Origin of the sequence: Mesorhizobium sp. M0478, from assembly GCF_040321305.1 — a bacterium.
In the GTDB taxonomy this organism is placed as follows: Bacteria; Pseudomonadota; Alphaproteobacteria; order Rhizobiales; family Rhizobiaceae; genus Mesorhizobium.
Window position 1 is genome coordinate 76,212 of record NZ_JAMYRH010000018.1, and the last position, 23,294, is coordinate 99,505.

Annotated in this window: 15 protein-coding genes and 8 pseudogenes; 12 read left to right on the forward strand and 11 right to left on the reverse strand. The window is 60.5% G+C overall.

The annotated features are described in order from the left end of the window. Positions 1-12 precede the first annotated feature (12 nt). From NKI64_RS29260 to NKI64_RS29270, 3 genes are read left to right on the forward strand one after another with little or no spacing between them, the layout of a single operon-like run. Entirely contained in the window at positions 13-1,230 is a 1,218-nt protein-coding gene (locus NKI64_RS29260) for a nucleotidyltransferase domain-containing protein (protein WP_352671637.1), read from the forward strand. Further along, positions 1,223-3,004, forward strand: coding sequence for a ThiF family adenylyltransferase (locus NKI64_RS29265; protein ID WP_352671640.1), 1,782 nt, complete (start codon positions 1,223-1,225; stop codon positions 3,002-3,004). The genes NKI64_RS29260 and NKI64_RS29265 overlap by 8 nt, the downstream gene beginning before the upstream one ends. Next, positions 3,001-3,531, forward strand: coding sequence for a Mov34/MPN/PAD-1 family protein (locus NKI64_RS29270; protein ID WP_352671643.1), 531 nt, complete (start codon positions 3,001-3,003; stop codon positions 3,529-3,531). The genes NKI64_RS29265 and NKI64_RS29270 overlap by 4 nt, the downstream gene beginning before the upstream one ends. 609 nt (positions 3,532-4,140) lie before the next feature. Here NKI64_RS29270 and NKI64_RS29275 read toward each other — a convergent pair. Both NKI64_RS29275 and NKI64_RS32245 read right to left on the reverse strand, forming a co-directional pair. Further along, positions 4,141-5,571, reverse strand: a complete 1,431-nt coding sequence (locus NKI64_RS29275; protein WP_352671645.1) for a N,N-dimethylformamidase beta subunit family domain-containing protein — start codon at positions 5,569-5,571, stop codon at positions 4,141-4,143. A 523-nt stretch (positions 5,572-6,094) separates the two neighbouring features. Next, positions 6,095-6,595 carry a N,N-dimethylformamidase alpha subunit family protein gene (locus tag NKI64_RS32245; protein ID WP_502901410.1) on the reverse strand — a complete coding sequence of 167 codons (501 nt, stop codon included), beginning with the start codon at positions 6,593-6,595 and terminating at the stop codon, positions 6,095-6,097. A 693-nt stretch (positions 6,596-7,288) separates the two neighbouring features. On the opposite strand from NKI64_RS32245, the gene NKI64_RS29280 reads away from it, so the two are divergent. The 3 genes and pseudogenes from NKI64_RS29280 to NKI64_RS29290 all read left to right on the forward strand — a co-directional run. Continuing rightward, positions 7,289-8,506: an ATP-grasp domain-containing protein gene (locus NKI64_RS29280; protein WP_352671647.1), complete on the forward strand. Its 1,218-nt coding sequence runs from the start codon at positions 7,289-7,291 to the stop codon at positions 8,504-8,506. A gap of 147 nt (positions 8,507-8,653) precedes the next feature. Beyond that, positions 8,654-8,794, forward strand: a pseudogene (locus NKI64_RS29285) (histidinol-phosphate transaminase); the annotation flags it as partial. Positions 8,795-8,796: 2 nt separating this feature from the next. Beyond that, positions 8,797-8,970: pseudogene (locus tag NKI64_RS29290) on the forward strand (prephenate/arogenate dehydrogenase family protein); the annotation flags it as partial. Positions 8,971-8,989: 19 nt separating this feature from the next. Here NKI64_RS29290 and NKI64_RS29295 read toward each other — a convergent pair. Beyond that, positions 8,990-9,277, reverse strand: a pseudogene (locus NKI64_RS29295) (prephenate dehydrogenase/arogenate dehydrogenase family protein); the annotation flags it as partial. Positions 9,278-9,281: 4 nt separating this feature from the next. Here NKI64_RS29295 and NKI64_RS32250 point away from each other — a divergent pair. The 3 genes and pseudogenes from NKI64_RS32250 to NKI64_RS29315 all read left to right on the forward strand — a co-directional run. After that, a pseudogene (locus NKI64_RS32250) lies at positions 9,282-9,376 on the forward strand (prephenate/arogenate dehydrogenase family protein); the annotation flags it as partial. 1,145 nt (positions 9,377-10,521) lie between these two features. Beyond that, entirely contained in the window at positions 10,522-12,501 is a 1,980-nt protein-coding gene (locus tag NKI64_RS29305) for a CocE/NonD family hydrolase (RefSeq protein ID WP_352671651.1), read from the forward strand. Positions 12,502-12,808: 307 nt separating this feature from the next. Next, on the forward strand, positions 12,809-13,819 hold the full coding sequence (locus NKI64_RS29315) for an IS110 family RNA-guided transposase (RefSeq protein ID WP_023832783.1): 1,011 nt from the start codon (positions 12,809-12,811) through the stop codon (positions 13,817-13,819). A gap of 246 nt (positions 13,820-14,065) precedes the next feature. On the opposite strand, the pseudogene NKI64_RS29320 reads toward NKI64_RS29315, so the two are convergent. The 5 genes and pseudogenes from NKI64_RS29320 to NKI64_RS29340 all read right to left on the reverse strand — a co-directional run. Then, positions 14,066-14,515 (reverse strand): annotated as a pseudogene (locus NKI64_RS29320) (IS630 family transposase); the annotation flags it as partial. Beyond that, a complete protein-coding gene (locus NKI64_RS29325; protein WP_023690367.1) occupies positions 14,436-14,858 on the reverse strand; it encodes an IS630 transposase-related protein in 423 nt (140 codons plus the stop codon). The pseudogene NKI64_RS29320 and the gene NKI64_RS29325, both read right to left, overlap by 80 nt. Positions 14,859-14,998: 140 nt before the next feature. After that, positions 14,999-15,154, reverse strand: a pseudogene (locus tag NKI64_RS29330) (ATP-binding protein); the annotation flags it as partial. A 926-nt stretch (positions 15,155-16,080) separates the two neighbouring features. Next, the gene (locus NKI64_RS29335; RefSeq protein WP_352671680.1) at positions 16,081-16,854 is read right to left on the reverse strand and encodes a recombinase family protein; all 774 of its coding nucleotides are present in this window, start codon (positions 16,852-16,854) and stop codon (positions 16,081-16,083) included. A 138-nt stretch (positions 16,855-16,992) separates the two neighbouring features. Next, positions 16,993-17,349, reverse strand: a pseudogene (locus NKI64_RS29340) (reverse transcriptase domain-containing protein); the annotation flags it as partial. 97 nt (positions 17,350-17,446) lie between these two features. On the opposite strand from NKI64_RS29340, the gene NKI64_RS29345 reads away from it, so the two are divergent. The 3 genes from NKI64_RS29345 to NKI64_RS29355 all read left to right on the forward strand — a co-directional run bounded on the left by NKI64_RS29345 (position 17,447) and on the right by NKI64_RS29355 (position 19,075). Then, on the forward strand, positions 17,447-17,773 hold the full coding sequence (locus NKI64_RS29345; RefSeq protein ID WP_352671656.1) for a hypothetical protein: 327 nt from the start codon (positions 17,447-17,449) through the stop codon (positions 17,771-17,773). Positions 17,774-17,946: 173 nt separating this feature from the next. Beyond that, entirely contained in the window at positions 17,947-18,708 is a 762-nt protein-coding gene (locus NKI64_RS29350; protein WP_352671659.1) for a recombinase family protein, read from the forward strand. Then, entirely contained in the window at positions 18,599-19,075 is a 477-nt protein-coding gene (locus NKI64_RS29355; RefSeq protein ID WP_352671662.1) for a recombinase zinc beta ribbon domain-containing protein, read from the forward strand. Before NKI64_RS29350 ends, NKI64_RS29355 begins: the two co-directional genes overlap by 110 nt. 476 nt (positions 19,076-19,551) lie before the next feature. Here the strand turns inward: NKI64_RS29355 and NKI64_RS29360 are convergent, their stop codons facing one another. The 3 genes and pseudogenes from NKI64_RS29360 to gabT all read right to left on the reverse strand — a co-directional run bounded on the left by NKI64_RS29360 (position 19,552) and on the right by gabT (position 23,137). After that, positions 19,552-20,202, reverse strand: coding sequence for a reverse transcriptase domain-containing protein (locus tag NKI64_RS29360; RefSeq protein ID WP_352671665.1), 651 nt, complete (start codon positions 20,200-20,202; stop codon positions 19,552-19,554). A 790-nt stretch (positions 20,203-20,992) separates the two neighbouring features. Further along, positions 20,993-21,364 (reverse strand): annotated as a pseudogene (locus NKI64_RS29365) (transposase); the annotation flags it as partial. A 468-nt stretch (positions 21,365-21,832) separates the two neighbouring features. Continuing rightward, positions 21,833-23,137 (reverse strand): 4-aminobutyrate--2-oxoglutarate transaminase, encoded by a 1,305-nt coding sequence (gene gabT, locus NKI64_RS29370; RefSeq protein ID WP_352671668.1) that lies wholly within the window; start codon positions 23,135-23,137, stop codon positions 21,833-21,835. Positions 23,138-23,294: the final 157 nt, after the last annotated feature.

Below are 23,294 nucleotides of genomic sequence, written 5' to 3' on the forward strand. Positions count from 1 at the left end.
GAGGAGTTTTTCATGAACGTGCATATGAGCCAGACGATCACTCAAGAGGCCCACGAAGTTCTCGAAGACCTCGGCAAAGAACTTGAGATTCCCGAGCGTCGATACGAACAGGCGGCGACGAGCTACAAGTCGCTGGGCGACTGGCTCAACCGACCGGAGTCGACAATTCGGCAATACGGGCCCAAAGTCCACGTCCAGGGGTCGTTCGGTCTCGGTACCGTCACGCCGCCACTCACCGCGGACGAACACTACGACATCGATGCCGTCTGTGAGTTTCACCGTCTGACGAAGAACGAGACCACGCAGGCCAATCTGAAGCGCCTGCTCGAAACCGAAATGAGACTATACGCGCGCAGCAAAAACATGATCAAGCCACTGGAGGAGCATCGCCGCTGCTGGAGGCAGCCGTACGCGGACGAAGCTCAATTCCATATGGACGTCACGCCCGGAATTCCGAGCGGCGGCGAACTGACCCAACTCCTGAAAACGCGCGGCTTCGATGCTTCGCTCGCCGAGACCGCGATCTCGATCACCGACAACCGGCACCCACACTACCAGATTATCGCGGCCGATTGGCAGCGTTCGAATCCACGCGGCTATCTGAAATGGTTTCTGACACGCATGGCGAAAGCCTACGATAAGCGCAAGCAAGAGCTTCTTCAGAAAGGCGTGAGGGCCGGCACCGAACCGATTCCGGACTACCGGATCCGCACCCCGCTGCAGTACGCAATCATGATCCTGAAGCGCCATCGCGACATCATGTACACCGACCGCAGCGACGACAAGCCGATCTCGATCATCCTGACGACGCTCGCCGCCCACTCCTACGACGGAGAGGAGAAGATCGCCGAGGCGCTGTTCGTGATCCTGACGAAGATGGACAGCTTCATCGGTACCGCAGCGGACGGCAGCCGTCTCATCGCCAATCCCAGCGATCCGCTGGAGAACTTCGCCGACAAATGGAAGGAGCATCCCGAACGGGAGAAAGAATTCCACAACTGGCTGCGAAAGGCCCGCGCCGACTTCACGGCGTTGGCGCAGTTGTCGAACAAGGAACTGATCACCGAGCAACTTGCCAAGGGCGTTGGTGCCGGCATTGCGGGCCAGACGCGGCGACGTTCGGCCGCTCGGCTCAGTACACCGGCCCTGCTGACCGCCGGTCTCGTCCGCAGCGAGGCGCAGGCGCGGAATTCGGCCGTCCGCATCGAGGGAGATCGCCGGAATGCCTGAGGGTGTCGACCCTCTCGCTCAGCGCTTCAACTCAGCTGTCAGCGTCGTTGAATCATGCTGGCAGCAAGCTGGCTTGCGCCCGCTAAGGCTCGACGCCAGACAACTCGCTAGCTACGGGGGGCGCTTCCCCATCGGCTGGCGATTCGACTGCGACTTTTCCGATCGGCGGCGCCGGCTCGACGTTCTGGTGACCGCGGCCTTTCCTTTTGCGCCCGCGCGGATCGCGCTGGTCGACCGTCCTTCCTTTTTGACTTGGCCCCATGTCGAACGCGACGGCGTGCTCTGTCTGGTGCCGGATCACGCCACGTTTCCCATCGACGATCCATATGCTGGCATCGCCGAACTGCTTGAGATGACGTTCGATCTGATCGAAGCGCTGATCCGCGGCGAACGCGATGCCGACTTCCAAAGCGAGTTTCTCACATATTGGCATCATGCAGGACGCGGACGGGCCCGGACCATCCTGTCGCTGATCGAACCCGCGCCGCCATCGCGAATCGTCAGGCTCTGGGAAGGCGCACGAAGAACTATCGTCGCCGACAATGACGACACGTTGCGCGATTGGCTTCGCAATTTCGCTCCGGCAATCCCCGCAGCCGAGCTCCGCTTCAATAGCGGCTTGCTGGTCTGGATGGACGTCGTCCCGCTGCCGTCGGAATACCCCTCCTCGGCGAAGGACGTCTACGATATCGCTGCCCGCGCCGGCGTCGCCGCCCATCTCGACGAACTTGCCCGCGAGATGCGTCAACGGCTGATCGTGATGCTGGGCGCGAGTACTGAGAACGGACCCGCGCTCGCAACTACGGTCGTCAATCGACCGAAGCTCGTTCGTGGATCGGATCCGCTGATCGCCGGGTTTCGCCCTTCGCGTGTGCCCGAGAACGTGCTACACGCCCGAGTGTTCGGAGGAAATGCCGCCGACCGCACGTCGGTCGAACGCGTCGATCCCACATGGGTCCATGGGCGCGACCGCGATCCGCGGATTCTCACGCTGCGTGGGGCGACCGTCGCCGTTCTCGGATGCGGATCAGTCGGCGGACCGGTTGCGATGACGCTGGCTCGAGCCGGCGTCGGGAAGCTCATCCTCGTCGACAAGCAGACCTTCACGGGGGCCAATGTCGGCAGACACCCTCTCGGAGTCGGCTCGATCGGTGCAGCCAAGACAATCGAACTCGCGAAGCGCATCCGCTCGGACCTGCCGCACGTCGAGGTGGGGTTTCATAACGCACTCGTGCAGAACGTTCTGCTTGGCGCCGAGGGTCCCCTCGCCGGTGTCGACCTCATTGTCTCGGCACTCGGCGATTGGCCGAGCGAATCCCTTCTCGACGAATGGCAGGCTGTCCAAACGCGACGCTTTCCGATCGTTTACGGTTGGGCGGAACCGCATGCCGCTGCCGGGCACGCGATCATCGTCTCCGGCGGCGGCGACCGCCTGCGCGACGGACTGGATGCCACTGGATCGCCGCACCTCGTCGCCACGCGCTGGGCACAGGAAACCCGGCGGTACGAGCCTGCCTGCGGGGCGGCATTCGACCCCTACGGCCCTGTTGAGTTAGGCTTCATCACCTCGATGGTGGCGCAGACCGCACTCGACGCCCTTCTCGGTGAGTTGGCATCGGCCACACATCGCATCTGGCTCGCCCGCCGCGCCTTCGTGGAAGCTGTGGGCGGCACATGGAGCGACGAACTGCGAGCCATCGCTCCGCAAGCGCTCGACGGCGCGACCATGATCGAAAGATTATGGGGCTCGGCCGTGAAGGATCTGGCGGCGTGATCTCCTTTGACATCGGACAATCGGGACAATCGCTCGCGTTCAGCGACCGCGTTCTGGAGCACTTCAACCAACACCGTCAAACCCGCTTTTGGCACAAGGAGGCCGGTGGATTTCTATTTGCACGATTTCAGCTTCCGGTGATCGACATCGACGTTGCTACCGGCCCGAGGCGCGGAGATCGCCGGACCCGCTATTCTTATCGGCCCGACGAGCGGGCCGAACAGCGTGAGATCAATGACATGTTTTCGCGCGGGCTGCATTTCGTAGGGTGCTGGCATACACACCCGGAGGACATCGCATCGCCTTCGCATATCGATCGCCGAAACATCGCCGATTGCGTGCGCCGCTCCTACCACGCGCTGAATGGCTTCATCATGGTGATCATAGGCAGGAACCCACTTCCGGACGGAATGTACGTCTCTGTGTGCGACAAATCTTCCGTCTATGAGTTGGTATTTTCGCGGAACGCCGCGTCGACCGATTCTTCATTGACTTCATCTACCCGCAGCTTGGCGCACCTTGAATGAAGCTCGGCAGATCTTCGAATGCCAGATGGCACAGATATAAACTGAACGACGACGATCTCAACGAAGAGCAATGGCCGTTCGTCACTGACGCGTGTGTTCTTGCGAGGCTCAGTAGCGTATTTTCCCGGTGCCGCGCGGGCCGACCATAACGGCCAGTGTTCCCTTCCGACAAGAGCTTCCGTGCACTAACCATGCCCTCCTGGCGAAGCTCGCGCCGGGACGTGGCTAGAAATCGGCGTCAGGACGTTCCTGTTCGAACACGGTGATCGCGTCGACGTGAAAGTCCGTCGAGCAGCGGTTCGAAGTGGTCCAGAATAGGGGATCGGTGCCTGCTTCCTGGGTGAGTTGTAGTGTCAGAGACGTGCCATTGAACATGATCTGGCAGACCGAAGGGTCCGAGAGGTTGATCGTTAGGCTATCAGATCTCTACCTCAAGCGCCTGCCGCGATTACTCAGGGATTTGGAAGGGAGTCGTATCGCGAAAGCGGCGTAGCACGTTCTCAGATATACGTGCGACATTGTTGACATAGCCGGCGTGCGGGAGGCAACTGCCCCAAGCTATCGAGCCGACAGAAAAGACCGCGCCGCCTGCCGGTGTCTCAAAGAACGTCATATCGGCACGAATGGGCTCCCTTGGGGCATCGTTCCACAGTCTAGTGAAAAGTTAAGCCCTCCCAGCGTGCGCGCGAATGAACTTCCATGCTGCTCGGAGGACGCTACCACGAGTGCGTGACGCGGCGTACCTAGCTCTACATCAGCTACATCAATCTCAAGTCCGGCGGCTCCGCCGGTGATGCCGAAATCGCCAACGATATCTTCTGCTATACCCTCGAAAATAAAGCGAGCTCGGGGGTCTTCACTGGCCTCGAGGCGACGATAATAGCTGCTGCGGTCGAATGCCTCGGTCAAATACCCAACACCCACCAAGGATTGTTCGGGTCTGCCTAGATCGGCCCACGACCCGCATGGGCGGCCAATAAAACTACTGTATGCTTCGCCGGCGCCAAAGCGACCGTTTCCGGGACGCCGTCGCCTGATCTCAATCAAGCCTTCTCGTTGAGGATGGAAATCGATTGCCCAGTAAAACCCGTTGGCACTGAGGTACATAAGCCGTCCACCTCTCGCGAGAAAGCCGTCAATAGCCTGCACCATAGGGAGGGACCAGTATTCAGGATGGCTTGCGGTAACAAGTACCTGACAGCCATCCAGAGCCGCCAAGCCCTCACGGTTGAGGTCTTCGTCTGTCAGTGTCTGGTGATCCGGAGCAAAGTGCGCAAGCCATCCGAGTAAACAAAGATCAATCTGGAAGTTCCAAAGCCATCCTCCAGGCTGGAGATTTACCGCCGGCCGTCGCAGCGATCCAATGCTACGCTCGCTGCCATCATCATGCGGATCATAGAGCGATTTACCTGGGCCTGGATGTCCAAAGGCCAGAAGATCGAGCGGCGTGTACGAGGAAGCGACGCAACCGAGGTTATACTCGTTGGTTTGCCGCTGCATGGTCAAGTTCGTATAGGCCGCGTAAGTTGCGGTCGGTGCCAGAAAGGCAACATCGCTGGTAACATCGGCAGGCTTCCGCACAACGAACGGAACATAAAACTCAGCATCCGCGCCGCGCAGGCGCGCAGCGTAGCAGCCACTTGGCCAGTCGGTAGGCACCGTAAGCGTGAGGTCTTCCTGCCAGCCGGGGTTCTCAATATCGTCATGGTGGAAATGTGCCGCGCCGTACTGTTCAGGCGCGCTGCGCCAGTCCATGGTTGGGCTTTCCCAGTTAGAACCCTGGACGGCGCGGGTGGGCTGATTGATGCAAACGCCGTCATGGCCACAACCGGATTGATCTGGAACAATTTCTGACGCTGGATCGCTCAGCAAATCCCAATCGGCCAGACAGGGCCAGCCCAAAGGTTCCGTCGGCTTGCGCAAAGCCAAATCGTTAAGAAGTTCGAGCGACAGCGCCGCAGCAAGTATGCGGGGACGCTCGATCTTGCCATTGAAGTGGTGATGGGGAATTCCACTGTGATCCCGCTCGGCCGCTATCAAAAGGCGACCATCGCATGGGGCGGGTGGCTCCACGTTGCACAGTTACCCAGTTTGCGCCAATATGATCATGTGTCCCAGATTTCAGACCACGCGTCACAACCAGCAGCTGACGGCGTTCAGCATCATAGCTCAACGCAACGAAGCTCCAGAGCCAGAGAGGCAAAGGGTTATCTAGACTAGGCGGTAGGTGCGCGGCTCAGCGGGACCTCCGAGAATCGCCGCCAGACAGCCGTCTGCCCCCAAGCGCAAGGCCATTCCCCCATCTCCTCCGGCGGTCAGAGTACTGAGCAGGCAGCGCGGTTGGCCAGCAATGAGAGTCGGCATGACATTGGCACAAACCGTTACCAACCTAAAATCCGCTAAGCGCTGCGATCCCTCGACCTTGATACAGGAGCCGGCACGAATGGGCTGCTCACGTCCGGGATAACGCCGAGTCTCCGGCGCCGCCATTACGGGCGGGCGGAATGGTGCCATCTCCGGCCCGGCGTCGCAGCCGAGCAGCCGGACGAAGTCGCATTCGAAGCTATCGAGTTTCAGACAGCTCACAGCGAAGGCAATGCTTTCGCCAGGTATAACGCTGTCGCGGTCGGCATAAGCAAGAATCGCTGGGCGACCAGACATCATCGCCACCCTCCTGCATTGGGAGAGGACCGATGAGGTGCTGCCAACGCTGCTTGAACACCCAGCGCTCAACTTCCTCGCGCGATTGGAAACGTGCCGGCGTCGCCACTTCGACCACCCGCATGGGCAAATCCAGCGACCAGCGCGCAGCACACCACTCGCTATACGGCCGGGTCATAATGGCGATCCATTTGCCAGCTACCGGCTGTGAGCGCATGACGTCAAGAATAAGGCCCAGCTCGGCGCTGTGGCGGCCGAAAGGTGCGACCAGGAACTCGCGGACTAGGTCAGAACGACCGGCAAACCCCGCCAAGGCAGAGCGGGCCGCGGCCGTACTGGCACTCTCAGGCGAGTACTCCGATAGAAACTTCCCGAACTCCGCACTCGAACGGTCGGTCGTCATAGCGGCCGTCCCGGCATAGTGTGCCAATCCTTTGGCCCGTGCATCTCACGCTCGAGCGATGGCACCTCCGCTCATAGCGAGATGCGGGGTTTCGTCGTACCCGACGAAGCCCCATAATCACACCAGCAGTTGCCTCATGTGGCGTCTGTGATTGACGCGACCTGAACAACGTGCCGCCACCCACTGTCCGCGGGTCACGGTACGTTCCGCTACGCCTACGCAACGCGACACTGGGCGTGCACCCCAGGAGCCGCATGATAATGGTACAGGGCGAAAAGCGTCCTCTTTCAGACGACTCGCACAATCGACCCCGGTGTCGGCGCGGTTGAATGGTCGTTTTGAGATTTCATCCATCTGAAGTTAGTCAACAAAGTTGATCCGCTCGATGCTTTCCGAAACAGGGGTATTCAGGTTGCCACCGACGAGGGAGCGCCGATCCACATGCCGGAATCCAACGTGCAGTCGCGGGCCGAGCTCAGGATCAACGGCCATGCCTTCCTATGCAGCATCGCCTCCGAGTAATCGGCCAATTCAGTCGTGTAACAGATCCTGCAAAATGAATTCACAAGTCTTCACGACCGCAGATAGCTGACAGTGGTATCTTCACAACCAAATCTGGGGGTAGGTACGACAAAAGCCAATGCCGACTTACGCTTCCGGCCGCCCCACAGCACGCAACGAGGGTAAAAGCCAATGGCAAGAAGAGCGCTCATCCTGCTTGAAGGCACAAGGAGCAATGGTCTGCTATACGTCCAAGCGGCCCAGCGTCTTGGCCTTCATCCAATCACCCTGTCGGCTGATCCAGCGCAGTATGACTATCTTGCGCCGGAAAGCATTGAGGCAATCCAGGTCGACACAACCAATTTCGATGCGCTGATCCGTGAATGTTCCCGGCTTTATGCGACCTATGCCATTGCTGGCATTACGAGCGCCAACGAGTTGGTCTATGCAACAGTTGGCAAGCTCTGCCGGTATTTCGATCTACCGGGGCCGAACCCCGCATCGATTGAACGATGCTGCGATAAATTCACCCAACGTCAGCTCCTCGCGGAGGGCGGCGTTCCAATACCTGCTTATCGCTTGGCAGCGAATGCGAACGAGGTAGAAAGGGCTGTCGCGGAGATCGGCCTCCCCGTGGTTCTCAAGCCAGCCGTAGGCCACGGCAGCATCGGGGTCCGATTGTGCCGCAATGCCGATGAGTTGGCCGAACATACGACCTATCTGTTAGGCGGGAAGCACATATGGCGGTCGTCGCCGAGAATCCTGGTCGAAGAATTCGCCCAAGGCCCCCATTATTGGGCTCATATAATGGGAAATGAAACTGTTGGTATTGAGGCTGCTGACTTCGGCCCCCAACCTCATTTCGTCATTCGAGAAGGCATGTTTCCGGCCCTGCTGACTGATGGCGAGCATAAATGTATCGCCGATGTTTCGCTGAGTTGTTTGCGAGCTCTCGGCTTGGGCTGGGGGCCAACGAACATCGAATTCCGTCTGACGAAGCGTGGCCCGGTCATCATCGAAGTTAATCCACGCCTTGCTGGCGGTCCTCGACCAGTTCAGCTGGCTTACGGTGTCGATCTTGTCACGGAGCACATCAAGCTTGTCATCGGCGAAGAATGGAATTTGCGCAGAAGGCATTCGCACATTGCGGCCTGGCGGGTCCTACTTCCTGATCGCGATGGCATCCTCAATTGGATCGATGGCGACAGTCGGGCGGCTGCCGTACCAGGTGTCGCCGAGGTCAAATTGTATGTTAAACCCAAGACGCCGATCGTCAGGAAAGGCGACTATCGGGACTCTATCGGACATGTCACTGCCGTTTCACCCAGCCTTGCTGAGACCAGGGTCGCACTTCAGCGTGCCGTCGACTTAATCACTTGGTCCATCACAAGCGTTTCCGATGAACAATAATGCAGCCTTTATCTTCCCGACAGCACCCTCAGATGGCGCCAGCTAAAAGGGATCGTCGCCGAAGTTGGCGCCATCGAGAGCAGGAGAGGAACGGTTTGACGGGATCGTCGGCCTGGAGAACACTAAGCTGCATGCCCGCAAGCGGTCGACGATTATCTCACGGCGCGCGGCCAAATTCTGCGGCGCGTTGCGCGCTACGGTTTTCTCAATGCGCTGCGGATGACGGTCGGAACCGTAGAAGCCAATCGCGGTGTAGTCGCCGCACTGACCGAATTGCTGAAAAGCTAGCGATGTCGAAACCTCTGTTTGAAAAGATCGCCTTGGTCGGCATCGGCCTGATCGGCTCTTCGCTGGCGCGCGTCATCTGCCGCGAGGGGCTGGCCGGCCATATCGCCATTGCAACCCGTATCGAGACCCTGAAGCGCGCCCTAGAGCTGAAGCTCGGCGGTGACTACTCGACCGACGATCGCTAGCGTCACGCCGTGGGTCGGTGCCTTCCAGCGGCGTGAAGATGCACCAGCGGTTCTCGAACAGTTCGGCAAAACCCGCATCAGGCCCTGACTTCTCCGTGCCGGCCAGCGGATGGCAGGGGATGAAGTGTACGCCCTCCGGCACGAAGGGCTGCATCCGAGCGATGGTGGAGGCCTTGGTGGAGCCGACATCGGTGAGGATAGCGCCCTTCTTAAGCGCCGGTGCGATCTCCTCAGCCACGGCGCCGGAGGCATCGACGGGCACTGAGACGATGACGAGGTCGGCCCCGCGCACCGCCTCCTTCGCCGTCTCGCACCTGCCGCACATCATCGTCGGCACGACGGACGACCTGGAGACGGTCACAAAAAGCAAGGTCATCAATATTCGGCCTCCGGCTTTCCGCAGCGACGCCATATTGGTCGTGAATCCAGGGCTAACGTATTCGTTCCGAACGCTTCCAGTGCACGAACAGTCTGGAATTTTCCTGCCACTTTCCTCAGACGTTGATCCAATCGGTCGAAGTGGTCTTTCAGCCGTTTCTCGACACCCTCCCGATCTTCTGCCAACACAGGGCCGCCGCGCTGGAGAAGTTCTCCGAATTCTGGCGCCGCTGCGGCTCCAGAATCGACATGATGGACCCGCAGCACCAAGCCGGGCGTCCGGAGGTGGTGCAACAGCAGCAGTGCAAGGCCACAGGCGTCTGACTTGCGGTCCCGAGCTAGCTAACATTGGCAGCGACTGATACTCCGGATGACTACCGGTTATCAGCACGCGGCAATTATCAAGGGCCGCCAAGCCCTCGCGGTCGAGGTCTTCGTCCGTTACTCCGGCCAGCCAGCCGAGAAGACACAGGTCGATCTGAGAACTTCAACGGCAAAATCGAGCGTCCCCGCATCCTGGCCGGGGCAGGCGCTTCTTGGGCATGCGCCGGCGGCATTGCATCCAGCATCGAGTACGCCATAGCTGTCGCCGCACCAAAGATGGAAGCGCGCGCCAGGACGCCCGTACATCCCGCCTTTTTTTGCTTCGAGTTCTAGAGCCAGCCTCCGGGACCTGCTCAAGCGACAGCGTGTCCGCTACTATCTAACATTTACCGCCAAATCCTCGAACCGTTAGTCAAGTATACCATGAACAGATGAGGTTCCGCGCTTGACAGTCAAAATAAACTTAATCGCCCCATTACCTCTTTTCGAAGCAAGAAGCACCGCGGCCATCGCTGGTGCGAGGAAGCCGGCGACACCACCCAGACTGTCGGCTGTATCTCGTTCCGTTCGGAACGGGTCCTAAGGCTGCAAGAGGGGAGACCTTCCAACAATATCTACAAGTTGGGCAGGCGAACGCGATCTGTCGGTGCGCGGTAGCAAGCGCGCCAGACATAAGCCCTTATGAGGGCAGACACACGGTTATTCGGCTGTTCAGGCCGGACGGTGAAATAAGATCACGCGACAGATTACTTTTTTGCGCGACTTCCAACGGTAACAGCCGTGCTAGCGTTTTGCATCATCGAAAATCTCATTGCAAACGGAGGGGGCCGCAGAGCACCTATGTCGACGAAAGTAATTGAGAACGAATGGATCCAGATGCCGGATGGACGCAAATTGGCGGCCAGGATTTGGCTTCCCAGCTCCCAGGAGCCGGCCCCTGCTATTTTTGAATACCTGCCCTACCGCAAGCGCGACGGGACGGCGGCGCGCGACGAGACAACGCATCGGGTCTTTGCTGAAGCGGGCTATGCTTGCGTGCGTGTCGATATTGCCGGATCAGGCGACAGCGAAGGGCAGTTCGACGATGAATATTCCGAGCAGGAGTTGAGTGACGGCGAGACAGTTCTGGCCTGGATCGCAGCGCAGGGATGGTGCAATGGCAGCGTTGGAATGACCGGCATCTCGTGGGGCGGTTTCAACGGCTTGCAGCTGGCGTATCGACGGCCACCTGCGCTGAAGGCGGTTATCAGCATGGCCTCGACCGTCGATCGTTACGCGGACGATTGTCACTTCATGGGCGGCTGCCTGCTCAGTGCAAATGTTGATTGGGCAACCCAGCTATGTGCCTTTCTCACACGTCCGGCCGATCCCCAACTGCGTGAGGATTGGCGTGAGGACTGGATCCGACGGCTGGAAACGGTGCCTTTCTCTGCCGTTGACTGGATGCGTCATCCCACGCGGGATGATTTCTGGAAGCACGGCTCAGTCTGCGAGGACTGGTCGCGCATAGAGGCGCCGGTGCTGGCAATCACCGGTTGGGCGGACCCGTATGTCAATGCGCCGCCGGCGCTCGCGGCGAACCTCCGGGTTCCGTGCAAAGCGATGATCGGGCCCTGGGAGCATAGTTATCCCCACCTTTCACGGCTCGACCCTGCAGATTTCCATTCGGAGGCGATTCGCTGGTTCGACCGCTGGCTGAAGGGAGGTCGCAACGGCGCGGAGGACCTCCCCGCTTACCGTGTTTACATGCAGGAGCATTTCAACCCGACCAAGGAGTACGGCCCGCGGGTGGGACGTTGGGTGGCAGAGCAGAGTTGGCCCTCACCCCACGTGACCTACCGGGTTCTTTTCTTGGGGTCGGATGGCTTGAAGGACAATGCGACCGTTGGGACTCTAGCTGTCTCCAGCCCTGCGCACATCGGTCAGACAGGAGGGTATTACTGCCCCGGCATGCGCATCGACAACGAACTGGCCGAGGATCAGGCACCTGACGATGCTCTGTCGACCTGTTTTGACAGCGCACCACTGACCGAGCCTATGGAACTGCTTGGCCGTCCCAAGGTGAAGTTTGCCTTTTCAGTTGACAGACCAGTGGCTCAGATCGTGGCGCGTCTGTGCGACCTCTCGCCCGAGGGCGTTTCGCAGCGGATTACCTTTCGGCCGCTGAACCTGACCCATTTTGCGAGCAATGAGAGCCCCCAAGCACTCGTGCCGGGCCAAGTCTACGAAGCCGAGATAGAGCTGAACGAGTGTGCCCATCGACTGAGAACCGGACATGTCCTGCGGCTGGCGCTGTCGACCTCTTACTGGCCGCTCGTCTGGCCAGCGCCTGAGATTGCGGTGGTCACGCTGCACCTGGAAAACAGCGCGCTTCACCTGCCCATTCGGACAGTTACTGAGGAAATCCCGCCCTTGAACCCCGGTCCACCGCAGGAGTATCCGAAGCTACAAGTTCAGCAGCTGCGTCCTGCCAGTAGCCGCTCGAAGCGCCGTGCGCTGGAGGACGGCACGATCGTGCTGACTACGTTCGACGACTTCGGCCAGAAGATCAATCCGCATCACGGAATGACCGTAGGCAGCGATGTTCGAATGCACTGCAGTATCCATCCAGACGATCCAGCATCAGCCCGCTTCGAAAGTCAGTGGAATTTCACCTTCAAACGTGAGCAGTGGCAGGTTGGGATCCAAACTGAACACAGCATGAGCTGCGACCCTCAACACTTTTACCTGCACCGCAAGGTGCGCGCCACCGAGGACTCGGGGGAAATCGAGGTGTTCGCAAGAGAATGGTCCGAAACCATTCCGCGCGGGCTGCTTTGATCTGTCCGAGGAAGGACATGATCGCGCGGATCAAAACTCTTGGGAATCTGAAACTTAGAGCAGAATCTGATCACTCAGGCTCGTATCCTGCGGCGCAGAAGTAGTTTGAGCACTCCTCGGCGGTGAAGCGTGGCAAGGCGTCGCGGATTGCGTCCCAAAGCTCGGGGATGTTGCGTGCGGCGGCTTTCCTGAGGATCGACTTCAGCTTGGAGAAGGCATTCTCGATTGATGGTGTGGATGGCTCCTGCTCCCGGCGTCGCATTGCGCCATAGTTGGGATGTTGTCGTCCCGAGCAAAGGAGCCATCCATGTCAGAACTTGCCACAGTTGGCATCGACCTCGCAAAGAGTGTCTTCCAGATCCATGGTGTCGATGGGAACGGTCGGGTTCTCGTACGCCGTCAGCTTCGCCGCAGCCAGTTGCTGGTGTTTTTCCAGAAGCGTCCACGATGCCTGATCGGCATGGAGGCTTGCGCAGGTTCTCACGATTGGGGGCGCAGGCTTCTGGAGATGGGGCACGACGTCCGGCTGATGCCGCCCTCCTATGTGAAGCCTTACGTGAAGCGCGGGAAGACGGATGCTGCGGATGCGGCCGCCATCTGTGAAGCCGTGACACGCCCCTCCATGCGGTTTGTCGCCATCAAGAGCGAAGCCTGCTCGTCGGTTCTGGTTCTTCACCGCACGCGAGACTTTCTGGTTCGCCAGCGCACGCAGATCGGCAACGCGATCCGGGCCCACATGACGGAGTTCGGCGTCATCGCGGCGAAGGGCGCGCAGAACGTCAATCGACTGAAGGATCAACTGGATCAACTGCCGGAAGTAGCTCGAATGCCTGTGAGTTTGCTCTTCGATCAGTTGGCCGAGACGGACAAGCGGATCGAGCGGCTGACCGACGAGCTCGAAGAGACCTACGCGCAAAGCGAGACAAGCCAGCGTCTAGCCACAATCCCAGGTGTGGGGATGCTGTCGGCGACGATCATCGCGGCGACGACGCCGGATGTCGACAATTTCGGCAGCGCAAGGGACTATGCCGCCTGGCTCGGCCTCACTCCCAAGCCGCACTCCACCGGAGGCAAGCAGAGGGTGGGCCGGATCTCGAAGATGGGCAATCGTTATATCCGACGCTTGCTGTATCTGGGCGCCATGGCGCAGATCATGCTCAGATGCAGACTCAAGCGCGAGCCGAGCTCGGACTGGCTATCGGGCATGCTGATGCGAAAGAAGACGAAGATCGTCGCCGTCGCTTTGGCGCATCGCATGGCACGAACAATATTCGCCGTCCTGAGGGACGGATCGCGTTACGAGCCGCAGTCAGCCTGACAGGCTCTCGGAATGGTCAGGGCAAAGTGAGGTGATGGCGAACAAACGGAGACGAAGAACCAGGACACCCCGATTAATCCGAAGCGCCTCGAGCGCGCTCGATTGAGTGGGACCTGTTCTCCAAGCGGATATTCATCAGGGCGCGCAGCGATCCCGTTGCACATTCAGACGCCGTATACATGGCCGCAACCGACCTGTTCACCAAACCCGATCCGATACCCTTGACCCGCAGGAGCCATCCATACACGGGTTAAAGTCGGGGCTGTAAGGCGGTAGGAAGAGCATTCGCGCGCCGGCCGCTTCGATCGCTTGGCGGGCGGCGGCGACTTTGTGAGCGGGCAGGTTGTCGAGGATGACGATGTCACCAACTCGAAGCGTAGGCGCCAATACATGCTCGGCATAAGCGGCGAACCATTCACCCGTCATCGGTCCGTCGAGGACCATCGGCGCAGTCATGCCCGTCAGGCGCAATGCGCCTGTAAAAGTAGTCGTTTTCCAGTGCCCGTGCGGGATCGGAGATCGGCACCGCATGCCCCGCTTTGCCCGTCCACGCAGGCGAGCCATCTTCGTCGATGCGCCGGTCTCGTCGATAAAGACCAACCGTTCGGGATCGAGATCAGGCTGGGCCTTGAACCAGGCGCGTCGCCGCGCGAGCACGTCGGGCCGATCCTGCTCGCTGGCGTGCGCTGTTTTTTTTGAAGGTCATCGAGTGACGGTCGAGAAAGCGCCAGATCGTGCTCGGCGCGAACACGACCGCATGCTCCGCCCTGAGAAATTCAGCCAACTCGACCAGTGTGATGTCGTCCTGACCTTCGATCACCGCCAGGATCGTATCCCGGTAGGCTTCGATCCGCTGGGAGCGCTTGTCTCCGCCTTGGGGCTTTGCCCGCGTCGCGCCGCTCTCTCGCCATTCGCGGACCCAGCGGACCGCGCTTGCCGCGGCAACACCGAAACGATCCGCCGCAGCCCGCCGCGACAGGCCACTCTCAACCGCTGCGATCACTCGCGAACGCAAATCCTCCGATATGGCTCTAACCATGCCTGCTGGCCTCCATACCCAGCCGACATGATGAATCAGATATTCTCCCCGATGGGAATCCCTCGCGATTCCATCAGGTCAGACTATGCTCTAAGTCGCGGACAGCAGGATGGGGTCGGCCCTCGGTTGTCTGGTTGAAGTCATTTGCGATTGATTTCGCCGTTTTCGGCGGCGGTCAAGAGCGGCGGTGTTTTTTGCTTTCTCATGCTGTCGCCTTCGAGCGTGAAGCGATGGGCGTTGTGGATGATCCGGTCGAGAATGGCGTCGGCTATTGTCGGCTCCGCGAATACTTCATGATGCACCTTTCCTTGATCGCCTGGTCCGTTGCAGTGGCGTAAGAGCCAGATGTTCTCATAGCTGAACAGCCTGCCTCGCGCCGAGCGGACGCCCTCGTCATTCAAGATTTTGGCGATTTGCCTGTCCATATCGCCCGCAGCATTGAGTTCCGTGATCCGCTCACGCACAAGCTCGAGTTCGCCATAGTCTCGATTGTAAGATTGAAGTCGGCGTTGGATTTGATGTTCGCTGGTTGCGCCGGTCTGCCAAAGAATTCTGATGGCGACCTGGCCGCGTATCTTCTTCTGATCGAGAACGACCTCCTGCACGATGAAGCGCAAGATACGTTTGCGGTCTTCTGGCTGGGTGGTTTCTGAGTGCCAGATAGCCGGCAAATTCTCGGCGAGTTCCTGAAGCGCGGCGTGATCCTGTGCCTGTAACACCAAGGGCTCTCGGTCTCTCCACTGACGATATTCCTGCTCGATCTCATCGACCAAGCGCAGCTTGTCTTCCCAAGCCTTTTCCAGGGTTCTGGCGACGAGACGATTTTCCGGTTCCACGGTGTCGTATTGTCGTCAAGCCCGCTCGGCGCCGTCTACTGCTTCCTGGCGGACCCAACCAGACCGGCAGCTCTCTCTGTCAGGAGGTTCGGGCGCCCGCAGTAGATGAACAAGTCGCCCGGATCCTCCTGAAGGCGTTGGAACCTGACCAAATCGCCATCGCCATCGCTGCGCTCGACGAGATTGCGGAGGAAACGCGGAGCCTCGAGAAACAATGGGCGCTACGGCGGGAACGTGCGCGGTATGACGTCCGCCGTCCGCACTGGCCGCAGACCGCTAAGCCCTGCAGCAAAGCAATGCCCTTGCGTGGCGCGCCGCGGTGGCCGGCCTCGTATCGATTGGTGTTGTCGGCGAGGCGTCTCTGATTGGCCATGAACTCCTCCCAGTTAATAACCAGGGTGTGCGTCTTTGATGCAAACCTCCCAGTCGTCAATGGCCACCTTCGAGGTTGCGCGGTGCGAACCTGGACCTTGGCGGATCGCATTTATTCGGCGCCGGCCGTAGACATATGCGCCGGCATAGGCCGGGTTGTGCAAAATATGATGGACATGGGCGATGGTGGCGTCTCGCCACACTAACTCATGGGGCGCCGGCCCGCGAAGCGGCCGCACCGGTACGCGTAGGTCATGCGTGCGCAGGTAACGCATAACGCGTCGCGCGGTCTGAAGCTCTCTAAATTTGTCGAAGATCAGACGCAGCCGAGCCTGAACCTCTTCATCAGGGTTGAACACGATCTGGCCGGAGCGGTTGTAGGTCAAGCCACCTGGCAGCGGTATGCGAAGCTCGCCCCGCGCAGCCTTCTGGCGCTCCCCTTGATGCAGGCGGATGCGGATCTGGTGCAACTCCGCTTCACTCATGATCCCCGAGAGCCCTAACAGTAGCCGGTCGTGATAGGCGCAGGGATCGTAGAGGCGCTCGCCATCGGCGATGATAACGCCGAACAATGAACACAACTCGAGGAGTTGATGCCAATCCCGGTTGTTGCGCGCCAATCGAGATGCATCGAGGCTGACCACCAGACCCGCGTTGCCGAACCCGATCTCGGCGATGAGCCGTTGGAAGCCGCCACGCTCGACTTGGCCGTTTCCCGATTTTCCAAGATCCTCATCGATGACGACGACACGATCCGGCGGCCAGCCCAATCTGACGGCGCGGTCCACCAAGCTGTACTGAAGTTCGGTGCTTCCTGATGGTGGCGCACCTGGTTTATCGAGGATTGGCGCACATACACGTAGCGAACTTTGAACGCCGGACGGCCGTGAGCCGCTCGTCAGAACTGCTCGGAAAGGCTGGGCGTATCTCCTTTGAAGCTGGAAGCGCCCTCGACGCGATTTTCCGCAGATGAACGTGAACCCCAGAAAGGCAAAGGTCTCCGGCTTGCTGAGCCCACGCTTGTTACGGTCGACCGCCGCAAAGCGGCCGAACTCAATCAGGCGGGTCTTGTCCGGATGGAGCGACTGCGCAAACTCGTCAAGCCTCGCGCGCATCGCATCGAGGAAACGACGAGCGTCGCCCTCGTGCTCGAAGCGAACGACCACATCATCGGCATAGCGCACGATGATCATGTCGCCGGTAGCCTCGCGCTGTCGCCAGCGCTGGGCCCACAGATCGAGGACATAGTGAAGGTAAATATTGGCCAGAAGCGGCGAAATCACTCCCTGAACGCAAAAGATAATTTTATGTTTGACCGGTCGATTTCGCTCGATCGTTCTCGTTCTGTGCTTTTCTTAAAAGGTAATATGTATATGTCATATGCCGCGCTCGACGGATTTGCAGAAGACCGAACGGATCAATGCGGCCCATGGGTTGCTTGCGCGTGGGCTGAGCGTGGCGGAGGCAGCCATGGCGTTGTCGCGCCAATTCACCATGTCCCGGCGTCAGGCCTATCGGTATATCGAGGAGGCGCAGGCGATCGGCCGGCCGGTGCCAGTGACCGAGCCGACCGTGGCGGTGACGTTCAAGCTGGCGCCCAGTTTGGTCGACGCGATTCGCGCGCGGGCGGCGGCGGAAGGAACGACGATCAGCGCCACGGTGGGTCGGGCGCTTCAGGCCTTTCTCGAAGCCGACGGCCATGGCTGAGCGGCGGGAGAGCGATGTTCGCAGCGTCCTTCTCGAGCCTATCTTTGACCGCCTGCTGCCGGCCAAATTGGCACAGGTGTACGGCATCCTGGTTGCGGAGCGGTTTCGCATCGTCGGCGCGGGTGCGCGGCTAAGGGAGGGAAGCGATGACGTGCGCAGCGATCTAAGCCCGGGTGTCCTCCGACCAGCAGAAGGAGGACAACACGATTGCCAGCCAGACGTCGGCGCTGGTCGCGTTCGCCCGCGAGCAAGGATTCGGCGTGCCCGATGACTGGATCATCGAAGACGCGGGGTTCGGCGGTGCCAGCCTGGCGCGGCCGGGGCTGGAGAGATTGCGCGACTTGGCGGCCGAGGGACACATCCAGGCTGTCTTGATCCATTCCCCGGATCGGTTGAGCAGAAAATATGCTTATCAGGTTCTCTTGATGGAGGAGTTCGCCCGCCGCGGTGTCGAGACCGTCTTCATCAAAGCGCCGCACGCCGACAGCCCGGAAGACCAGCTGATGCTGCAGTTCCAGGGCATGATCGCTGAGTACGAACGGGGCCAAATTCTCGAACGCTCGCGGCGCGGCAAGCGCCACCGGGCCAAGGCCGGCGAAGTCTCCGTGCTGTGTGGGGCGCCCTACGGCTATCGGTATATTCGTAAGACGAATGACGCGTCGGCGCGCTATGAAGTCGATGCAGCCGAGGCGGAAGTGGTGCGGCTGGTGTTCGAGAACTATACGGTCGACGGCCTGAGCATTGGCGCCCTTGCCCGCCTTCTCAACGAGAGGGGCTGGCGACGCGCCGGCGCGTCACCCGCTGGGAACGGTCGGTGGTGTGGGGATGCTGCGCAATCCCGCCTACAAGGGAACGGCCTGCTTCGGCAAGACACAGGTCGCACCGCGGCAGAAGGTGACGAAGCCGTTCCGCCTGTCGGGCCGGGCGAGCTTTAGCGAGAATACCAGCCAGCACGAGCGGCCGCGCGAGGAATGGATCGAAGTGCCCGTTCCCGCCATCGTGACGGAAGAAACCTTCGCGTTGGCGGCCGAACGCCTGACCGACAACAAGCGCTTCGCCCCGCGCCGGACCATCGAACCGAGCATCGTGCAGGGGCTGGTGTCGTGCCGCAAATGCGGCTACGCGCTATCACGCACATCGACCCGTACGTCGGCGCGCAAAATCCACTACTACCGCTGCCTCGGGGCGGATAGCTGGCGCCATCTTGGCGGATCCGTATGCGACAGCCGGCCGATCCGTCAGGACCTGCTCGATGAAGTGGTGTGGCGGGAGGTGATGCGCTTGATCGAGGACCCACGCTGATCCGCGCCGGGCTCGACCGGCGTCTTGACGCGGCCCGTGCGGCGAGCCGACGAAACGGCGGTGAACGGGACTGCGTGCGCAAGCAAGAGCATGGAACGGCTGGTGACCGCCTACCAGGAGGATCTCCTGTCGCTGGAGGAACTGCGCCGTCGCATGCCGGAGTTGCGTGCCCGCGAGCAGATCGTGCGCACCGAATTGCAGGCGATCCGCGATCAGGCCGCCGATCGCATGACATTCCTGCGTCTGGCCGAGACGCTGACCGCTTCCTCCAGAAATTACGGGCATCGGCGCAATCGCTGGACGTCAGCGACCGACAGAGGATTGTCCGCTTGCTGGTCAAGGAGGTCTTGGTCGACGACGATACTGTCATCATCCGCCACTCGCTCCCGATGCACACGACGACACCGCCGTCGGGCAACGCGTCATCGCCTTCAAACGGGAAATCGCCATCGGCCGACAAAAGTTACCTTATGCGTTCAGGGAGTGATCACCGACCCTTGGCCGGTTCCCCTGTCATCTACAGTCACGATCCCCTCTTCGAGAATGCCCGCCTTGAGCCATTTGCGGATCAGGCGGATGATGCGCTTGTCGCCGATCCTGTGTTCTACGAAACGAACCAGCCATTCTTGGCTGACCGCCCCAAAGAGGTTCTGGATGTCGGCGTCTAAAATCCAGTTCACCTTCCGCGTTCTGATCGCTACGCACAGTGCATCCAATGCATCATGCGATCCTCGTCTGGGTCGGAACCCGTATGAGAAACCGCAGAAGTCGCCTTCATAGATAGCGTTGAGCACCATGACGGTTGCGCCCTGGACGATCTTGTCTTCCAGAGCTGCAATCGCCACCGGCCGCTGCTTTCCATCCGCCTTCGGTATAAACGTCCGGCGAGCTGGTTGCGGTCGGTACGCTCCCCGATGAACCCGTCCATGCAGATCCTTGAGCCGAAGCTCGAGGTCTGCCTCGTAGTCCTGCCACGTCATGCCATCTACCCCGGGAGCGGCCTTGCGCCTGAGCGCGTAGAACGCCGTCCGAAGCGTGTCGACATTGATATGGTGGAAGAGCGCGGTGAACCGATCCTTCTTCCTCAGCCTTGCGGCTTTCCGTACGCGGTCCAGCGACTGGGACATGCGGGCCCAGCTCTGTGTCCGGTGCATGTGTTGCTGTTCCGCGTTCCCCTTGGTCCCCGGCCTTGGCTCCACCGGCTCCGCCGCCGATTGCTCGGCTTTGTTCGTCGGCTTCACAGCTACTACACCGGAGTCTGACTTCTCTGGATATCGGCTACGGCTCCTCGCCTTCCCGATGCGGACCGGTGCGGCTTGACGCCGCCCGGCCGGGCAGGAGATCTCCCAGGTTCCGACGCGTTCCTTTCATACGTGATGTGGCCCTAGACCCCGGCAGGGCCGCGGTGCCTCGCTTATCGGCTCCGCACATATTGCCTTCGACGGACGAGAACGTCTCGGCCCCTGCAATCTTATCACTATCGTGGCTCACTCCCACACCCCGCATAATTGCTGTGTACGCTTCGCCGTGGTCGTCACCTCCCACGCCGCAACACTCACTACCGTGCGGGCGCTACTCCTTACCCGGGCCGGACTCGCACCGGCTGGAACTCGCTAGCTTGGCCTGGCGCACCTCATCCTGATCGTCGCGCTATAGGCCGTTCAATTTGAGACCGCACCCATGGATAGGCATCGCGTGGCGGTGCGGATGCGGTCGCGGACGCGGCGACTGAAGCGTGCGCGCGCCGAAAGCAGCACGGATATCGGTTCCGGCATGTGAGGATCGGCGCCGCGCCCTGCCTGGGAGTGGTTGCCGGTGACGACCGTCACTGCACGCCCGCCATACCAAGATACGTCATGAAGCAGGGACCCCGCCTTCCTTAACATCAGCATCGCGCCGGCCCGCTCGGAAGCCAAACTGAGCCGGTCCCGCGAAAGTGTGCGCCCCATAGACGACCCACTCGGCGTTTCGAGGGGGCCAGATAGGGCCGGAAGACGTCGCGCTCGCTCAGGTCCTGCAAGCCGGAGAAGAACTTCAGCTGGCCGGCCGCGAAGGCTTTCTCCAGATGCTCTAGAAACAATGGTCGGAACAGGGGTGAGCGCACCGGACCGGCAGGAAGAACCGGGCTTGTAGGCGATCCATCGATTGCCGTCGGCAGAAAGGCCGCCACCGGCGACGACGCAATGCAGGTGCGGATGATGGAGCAGGTTCTGGCCAGGTGTGCAGTACGGCGAAGAAGCCGATCTCGGCCCCCAGGTGCTTGGGGTCGGCGGCGATGGTGCGCAAGGTCCACAGGCGAAGGGTAACTCGCGCGGCTCGACCTATGACTACCAACGTCGGGATCTGCGGCATCAGGATGAACATCGCCCGAATGGCCGAGGAGAGTTACGAGTGCGTTGTGGTGTCCTGGCGCCAAAGCAAGGGCGCGCAGCGCACCAATCCCGGAAAGGGAGAATAGGCCGCCCGGCGGCGCTTGCAGCCGATGCACCGCGCTTCGCCACGTGGTCGCACGCGCGCTAGAAGAATACCAATGCGGAGCACAGCGCTTGTCGATCTCATCCGTCGAGTGGAGCTTGGCGCGATGCTTCTTCGGGAAGGTCACCCAGGCGGGCACATCAGTCGCGGCATCGTCCATGATCTGCGACCAAATGTGTGCCGACAAGTGGTCGGGTCGGCTGGGTGCGGAGCGGGTAAGGCTCGCCACTCAGATTTGCCGTTTCCGAGCAAGGCATCGCCACCTCGTCGGGATCACATGGATCAAGCGTGCGCAAGGGAGGCCACCCGCGCAAACGACTCGTCGAAAATCGCCAAGGCTTCGTCGATGATCTCGTTCGATGCTGTAAGCGGCGCAAGGACGCGGATGACGTTATGCGCGCGTCCGGCCGAGGCGAGCAGAAGACCGTGCATCGCGGCGTCTTCCACGAGCCTCGCCGTCAGCGCTGTCGCCGGGCGCTGGGACATCGCATCGTCGACGAGTTCAATGCCGATCATCGCGCCCAAACCACGCACCTCGCCAATAATTGGGCAATTGGTCCCCAGGTTGAGGGAGCGGAAGCCGGTGGTGAGGCGCTCGCCGATTTCCATGCTACGGGCAGTCAGGTTTGCCTCCTCAAGCACGTTCAGGGCGGCAAGTGCCGCTGCGCATGCAAGGGGATTTCCCGCGTAGGTGCCTCCGAGTCCGCCCGGCGGCACCGCGTCCATGATCACGGCCTTGCCGATGACAGCTGCGATTGGGAGCCCGCCACCGAAACTCTTTCCCAGCGCTACAAGATCCGGCTCCACTCCTGAATGCTCGATGGCGAAAACCCGGCCGGTGCGAGCGAAGCCAGACTGGACTTCATCCGCGATCAGGACGATGCCCTGGGCGTCGCACAAAGCGCGCAGACCGCGCATGAACTCGGGCGGCGCCGGCAGGAAACCAGCTTCACCCTGGACCGGCTCGATCACCATGGCTGCAACTTGGTCGGGTTCGATCTGCGTCTCGAACAGGTCTCGAAGTGCTTGAAGGGCCTCGTCTGCAGTGGGGCCTCGGTAGGCCGAAGGAAAGGGCGCGTGGTAAATATCGGTGGGGAACGGGCCGAAACCGCGTTTATATGGATCGAGCTGTGAGGTCATCGCAAGGGTCAGTAACGTGCGTCCGTGAAAACCGCCGCTGAAGACGACGACACCCCTTCGACCCGAGTGGAAACGAGCGATCTTCACCGCGTTCTCCACCGCTTCTGCGCCAGTAGTGACAAGCAGGGTTTTCGCCGGCGTGGGGAACGGAGCTATCGCGTTGAGGCGTTCCGCGAGCCGCACGTAGCCGTCATAAGGAATGCTGCCGAAGAAGGTATGGATGAAGCGCTCCAGTTGCGTTCTGACCGCATCAACCACCTGCGGATGCGAATGTCCGACCGCAAGCGCGCCCATGCCCCCGATGAAATCGATATATCGGCGGCCCTCCGTGTCCCAAATCTCCGCGCCTCGGGCGCGTTCCGCGCATACCGGAAACGCACATGCAACGCCGCGCGGCAGCGCGCGCTCACGTCTCGCCTGGAGTTCTGCGCTCGATCGTGCCATCATGCTGCAATACACTCCCCTGTACAAACATGCGTTGCATCGGCTGCCAGCTTCGCCAGCGAGATTTGCGGTATCGTGGTCATGGCCGCTCCTCCCTTGGTGCGTTGGCCTTCTCGGGCACCTGGAAAACCCAGTAATGCGCATCCTCCTCGGCGACGTA

Excerpts from the sequence above, each read along its gene's own strand:
- NKI64_RS29260 (WP_352671637.1), top strand. The coding sequence starts at position 13 with ATGAACGTGCATATGAGCCAGACGATCACTCAAGAGGCCCACGAAGTT.
- NKI64_RS29265 (WP_352671640.1), top strand. The coding sequence starts at position 1,223 with ATGCCTGAGGGTGTCGACCCTCTCGCTCAGCGCTTCAACTCAGCTGTC.
- NKI64_RS32245 (WP_502901410.1), bottom strand. The coding sequence starts at position 6,595 with ATGACGACCGACCGTTCGAGTGCGGAGTTCGGGAAGTTTCTATCGGAG.
- NKI64_RS29280 (WP_352671647.1), top strand. The coding sequence starts at position 7,289 with ATGGCAAGAAGAGCGCTCATCCTGCTTGAAGGCACAAGGAGCAATGGT.
- NKI64_RS29305 (WP_352671651.1), top strand. The coding sequence starts at position 10,522 with ATGTCGACGAAAGTAATTGAGAACGAATGGATCCAGATGCCGGATGGA.
- NKI64_RS29315 (WP_023832783.1), top strand. The coding sequence starts at position 12,809 with ATGTCAGAACTTGCCACAGTTGGCATCGACCTCGCAAAGAGTGTCTTC.
- NKI64_RS29325 (WP_023690367.1), bottom strand. The coding sequence starts at position 14,858 with ATGGTTAGAGCCATATCGGAGGATTTGCGTTCGCGAGTGATCGCAGCG.
- NKI64_RS29345 (WP_352671656.1), top strand. The coding sequence starts at position 17,447 with ATGCCGCGCTCGACGGATTTGCAGAAGACCGAACGGATCAATGCGGCC.
- NKI64_RS29355 (WP_352671662.1), top strand. The coding sequence starts at position 18,599 with ATGCTGCGCAATCCCGCCTACAAGGGAACGGCCTGCTTCGGCAAGACA.
- NKI64_RS29360 (WP_352671665.1), bottom strand. The coding sequence starts at position 20,202 with ATGTCCCAGTCGCTGGACCGCGTACGGAAAGCCGCAAGGCTGAGGAAG.
- gabT (WP_352671668.1), bottom strand. The coding sequence starts at position 23,137 with ATGATGGCACGATCGAGCGCAGAACTCCAGGCGAGACGTGAGCGCGCG.